At 73.0% G+C, this 5,546-nt stretch carries 2 protein-coding genes; both read left to right on the top strand.

All coding sequences use genetic code 11. The features are described from left to right. A partial coding sequence (locus ACFYOY_RS48915) for an SDR family NAD(P)-dependent oxidoreductase (protein ID WP_351906468.1) occupies positions 1-3,942 on the top strand: 3,942 nt, incomplete at its 5' end. 72 nt (positions 3,943-4,014) lie between these two features. After that, positions 4,015-5,546 (top strand): type I polyketide synthase (locus tag ACFYOY_RS48910; RefSeq protein ID WP_388594577.1); only part of this gene is annotated, 1,532 nt, incomplete at its 3' end.

Genomic DNA, 5,546 nt, shown 5'->3' with positions numbered 1-5,546 from the left:
GCGTTCACCGCCGGGGTCGCGGTCGACTGGACCCGCTGGTTCCCCGCCGACCCCGCACCCCGCGCCATCGACCTGCCCACCTACGCCTTCCAGCGACGGCGCTACTGGCTGGACGGGCGGGGTGGCCACAGCGGTGACCCGGGCGACCTCGGGCTGGGTCCCGCCGGGCATCCGCTGCTCGGCGCCGCCGTGGAACTCGCGGAGGGCGGAGCGCATGTACTCACCGGCCGGCTGTCGCCGCGGACCCACCCCTGGCTGAACGACCACCGGGTCCTGGACACCGTCCTGCTCCCGGGCACCGCCTTCGCCGAGCTCGCCCTGCACGCCGCCGCGCGGACCGGCTGTGACCAGGTGTCGGAGCTGACCCTGCACGCCCCGCTGGTGATTCCGCAGGGTGAGGCGGTCGATGTGCAGATCACCGTGGCCGCTCCCGATCACACCGGTGAGCGTCCCCTCACGGTGCATTCCCGGCCGGCGGCCGACGCGGGCGACACGGGTGACGCGGCCTGGACCCGGCATGCCACCGGGGCGCTCGCCCCCTCGTCCGCGACCGACTCCGCGGCCCTGGACGGCTCCTGGCCGCCTCCCGGGGCCACACCGCTCCCGGTCGAGGACTTCTACCGGCAGCTCGCCGACCACGGCTATCACTACGGACCGTCCTTCCAGGGCCTCACCGCCGCCTGGCGGCTGGACGGCGACGTCTACGCCGAGGTGTCCCTGCCCGAAGGGGAACGCGACGGCGCGGCGGCGTACGGCATCCATCCCGCCCTCTTCGACGCCGCGCTGCACGCCCGGGCGCTCGACGTCGCTCCCGGTTCCGAGGACGCGCACCGGATCCTGCTCCCGTTCACCTGGAGCGGTCTGCGGCTGCGCGCCACCGGGGCGGACACCCTGCGGATCCGCATCACCCCGACGGCAGCGGACCGGCTCACGCTGTTCGCGGCCGATCCGACCGGCGCCGCGGTGGCCGTCGTGGACGATCTGATCCTGCGCCCGGTGCCGGACGGGCAGTTGGGGCGGGGCCGTGCGGCGGGCAGGAACGCACTGTTCCAGGTCGCCTGGACGCGGATGACACCGGTCGAGGGCGCCCCCAGGTGCCGTTCGGCCGTGATCGGTCCGGACGGCGGCCCCCTGGCCGATGCGCTGCCCGATGCCACGGGCCTTCCGGATCTCGCGGCCGTACGGGCGGCCGCTGCGGACGGGGCCCCGGCCCCCGATGTGGTGTTCGCCTTCTTCGGCTCTCCCGCCGATGGGCGTTGCGATCCGGTGGAGCGCACCCATGACCTCGGCAAGCAGGCCCTCGGGGTGCTGCGGGAGTTCCTCGCCGCCCCCGAACTCGGCGACGCCCGGCTGGCGGTGGTCACCTGTGGCGCGGTGGCCCCGCAGAGCCATGACGATGTCCACGATCTGCCTGCCTCGGCCGTGTGGGGTCTGGTGCGCAGCGCCCAGTCGGAGAGCCCCGGCCGGGTCCTGCTGCTCGATCTCGATGAACGGGACGCCTCGCTACGCGCCTTGGCCGCCGCCGTGGCCTCGGGCGAGCCCCAACTGGCGCTGCGCGACGGTGTGCTGTACGTCCCACGGCTGGTCCACGACGACGCGGCCAAGCGGCTCACCTCGCCGGAGGCGTCCGCCGCGTGGCGTCTGGGGCTGACCGGCCACGGCAGCCTGGACCAGCTCGCGCTGGTCGACTGCCCGGACAACACCCGGCCGCTGGGCCGTGGCGAGGTCCGTGTGGCGCTGCGGGCGGGCGGGGTGAACTTCCATGACGTGGTCGTGGCGCTGGGCATGGTGGAGGATCCCAGGCCGCTGGGTGGCGACGGTGCGGGCGTGGTCGTCGAGGTGGGTCCGGAAACCGACACGTTCGCGGTGGGCGACCGCGTGATGGGCCTGTTCAACGGCACCGGGCCGCTGGTCGTCACCGATGTCCGGATGATCACCAGGATCCCCGCGGGCTGGTCGTACGCCCAGGCGGCGACCACACCGTCCGCCTTTCTCACGGCCTACTACGGTCTCGCCGATCTCGCGGGGCTGCGGGCCGGGGAGAAGCTGCTGTTGCACGCGGCCACCGGCGGGGTGGGTCTGGCGGCCGTGCAGCTGGCACGCCACTGGCGGGCCGAGGTGTTTGCCACGGCAGGCCCCGCCAAGTGGCATGCCCTGCGGGAGCGCGGATTCGACGACCGTCACATCGCCTCCTCTCGCACTCTCGAGTTCGAGGAGGGGTTCCGCGCCGCCGCGGGTTCCATCGATGTGGTGCTCAATTCGCTGGCCGGTGACTTCGTGGACGCGTCCTTGCGGCTGCTGGCGCCCGGCGGTCGCTTCATCGACATGGGCCGGACCGACGTCCGCGACCCCGACGAGGTGGGCGCCCGCCATCCGGGCGTCGCCTACCGCGCGTTCGACCTGGTCGGCGGTGCGGGCCCGGACCGTATCCAGCGGATGCTGGCCGAGTTGTCGGCCCTGTTCGAGGACGGGACGCTGCGGCCGTTGCCCACCACCCTGTGGGACATCCGCCGGGCTCCCGAGGCGTTCCGCTACTTCAGCCAGGCGCGCCACATCGGCAAGATCGTGCTGACGCTCCCCACCGCCCTCGACCCGGACGGCACGGTGCTCATCACCGGTGGCACGGGCACCCTCGGCGCTGAAACCGCCCGCCATCTGGTGGCTCGGCACGGCGTACGGCGGCTGCTGCTGATCAGCCGCCGGGGCCTCGACGCCCCGGGGGCCACGGAGCTGGCGGCCGAGCTGACCGGGCTCGGCGCGCGGGTCTCCATCGCGGCGTGTGACGCGGCCGACCGGGCCGCCCTGGCCAAGCTGCTGGAGACCGTTCCCGACCGCCATCCGCTCACCGCCGTCGTCCACGCCGCCGGGGTGCTGCGCGATGCCACGGTCGAGGCGCTCACGCCCGATCAGCTCGATGAGGTGTTGTGGGCGAAGGCCGACGCGGCGTGGAATCTGCATGAGCTCACCCGCGACGCGGGGCTGTCGGCGTTCGTGTTGTTCTCCGCGGCCGCCGGGCTGCTGGGCGCCGCGGGACAGGGCAACTACGCGGCGGCCAACGCCTTCCTGGACGCGCTCGCCGCGCACCGTCATGCCCAGGGCCTGCCCGCCACCTCCCTGGCCTGGGGGTACTGGGCGCAGGCCACCGGAATGACCGGGGGGATGACCGACGCCGACCGGGCGCGGCTGGCGCGGGCCGGGATGGTGGGTCTGGAGACCGAACAGGGTCTCGCACTGCTCGACATCGCCCTCGACAGCGGCCTTCCGGCCCTGGCGCCCATCCAGCTCGATCTGGCCACCCTGCGGCGTGAGACCCACGCCGACGATCTGCCGCCCCTCTTCAAGAGCCTGGTGCGCGGCGCTGCCCCACAGGCGGCCACCGGAGCCGCCGGCCCGGGCGGAGCGGCACCGGCGGAGACGTTCGCCGCCCTGTCCGAAGAGGACCGGCAGCAGGCGCTCCTCAAACTGGTGCGCAACGCCACGGCGACGGTGCTGGGCCATGACACGGCGGATGCCATTCACCCCGCCCAGAACTTCCGGGAGCTGGGCTTCGACTCGCTGACCGCCGTGGAGCTGCGGAACCGGCTGGGCGCCGCCACCGGTCTGCGGCTACCCGCCACGCTGGTCTTCGACCACCCCACGCCCACCGCGGTGGTACGGCTGCTGGGGGAGCTCCTGGTCCCGGCCGGAGTGGCGTCGGCGACCTCGCTTCTCACCGGCCTCGACACCCTCGACGCCGCCTTGACCGGGGGAATCCCCGACCGCGAGCAGCGGGCCCGGATCGCGGTGCGGCTGCGGGAGTTGCTGCGCAAGGCGGACGGCCCGTGGCATGGCGAGGACGGCGACGACCCCGCCGTGGGGGATCTGGCGTCGGCCAGCGATGAGGAGTTGTTCCAAGCGCTCGACAACGAGCTGACCGTCCCCTCCGACGACGGTCTCCGATGAACCGCTGAATCAGGACCGCCGAAATCAGGACCGCCGAAATCAGGACCGCCGTGACGATCGGGTTGATGCGATATGACGGATGACGAGAAGCTCCGCAGCTATCTCAAGCGGGCGACCGCCGATCTGCGTCTGGCCAGGCGGCAGTTGCGCGAGGTCGAGGACCGCGCCCGGGAGCCCATCGCCATCATCGGGATGGCCTGCCACTTCCCCGGCGATGTGGCGACCCCCGAGGACCTGTGGCGGGTGGTGGACGAGGGCGTGGATGTCATCTCCACGTTTCCCGAGGACCGTGGCTGGGACCTGGAGAACCTCTACGACCCGGATCCGGAGCACGCCGGTACCAGCAGCGCCCGCGAGGGCGGGTTTCTGCGCGATGTGGCCGATTTCGACGCCGAGTTCTTCGGGATCAACCCGCGTGAGGCCGCGGCGATGGATCCGCAGCAGCGGCTGCTGCTGGAGACGGCATGGGAGGCGTTCGAGCGCGCGGGGCTGACGCGGGAGGCGCTGAGCGGCAGCGACACCGGGGTGTTCGCCGGGGTGGACTCGTACCACTATCTGACGCTCATCGGCCAGACGACCGGCGACTCGGCGGGCTATGTGGCCACCGGGAACCTCGGCAGCGTCGCCTCGGGCCGGGTGTCGTACTCGTTCGGCCTGGAGGGGCCCGCGGTCACGGTGGACACAGCGTGCTCGTCGTCCCTGGTGGCCACGCATCTGGCGGTGCAGGCGCTGCGGCAGGACGAGTGCTCGCTGGCCCTGGCGGGCGGCGTGACGGTGATGGCCACGCCCGGCGGGTTCACCGAGTTCTCGCGTCAGCGCGCGCTGTCCCCGGACGGGCGGTGCAAGGCCTTCGCCGCGGCGGCGGACGGCACGGGCTTCTCCGAGGGCGTCGGTCTGGTGCTGCTGGAGCGGCTGTCCGACGCACGGCGCAACGGGCATCGGGTGCTGGCGGTGATCCGGGGTTCGGCGGTCAACCAGGACGGCGCCAGCAACGGTCTCACGGCACCGAACGGGCCCTCGCAGCAACGGGTGATCCGACAGGCACTGGCCAACGCAGGGCTGTCGCCGTCCGAGGTGGACGCGGTGGAGGCACACGGCACGGGCACGACGCTGGGCGACCCGATCGAGGCGCAGGCGCTGCTGGCCACATACGGACAGGACCGGCCGGAGGGACGTCCGCTGTGGCTGGGCTCCGTCAAGTCCAACATCGGGCACACCCAGGCGGCCGCCGGAGTGGCGAGCATCATCAAGATGGTGGAGGCGCTGCGGCACGGGGTGCTCCCCGCCTCGCTGCACATCGACGAGCCGACACCGCATGTGGACTGGGACGCGGGTGCGGTGCGGCTGCTGACCGAACCGGTCGAGTGGGCGGCGAGCGGACGGCCGTGTCGTGCGGGTGTGTCGTCGTTCGGTATCTCCGGTACGAACGCTCACCTCATCCTTGAGCAGGCCCCCGAACCGGCCGAGGCGACACCCGCACCGGACACCTCACCGGGCGGTGCGGCGGGTGGTGTGGTGCCGTGGGTGGTGTCCGGTCGTGGCCGTGAGGCGTTGCGCGGCCAGGCCACGGCACTGGCCGAGCGAGTGGCCGCCAACCCGGAGGT

Origin of the sequence: Streptomyces sp. NPDC007875 (assembly GCF_042868035.1) — a bacterium.
Lineage (GTDB): Bacteria > Actinomycetota > Actinomycetes > Streptomycetales > Streptomycetaceae > Streptomyces > Streptomyces antimycoticus.
Note: the sequence above shows the minus strand (reverse complement) of the source record. Positions and strands in the feature narration are given on the sequence as shown.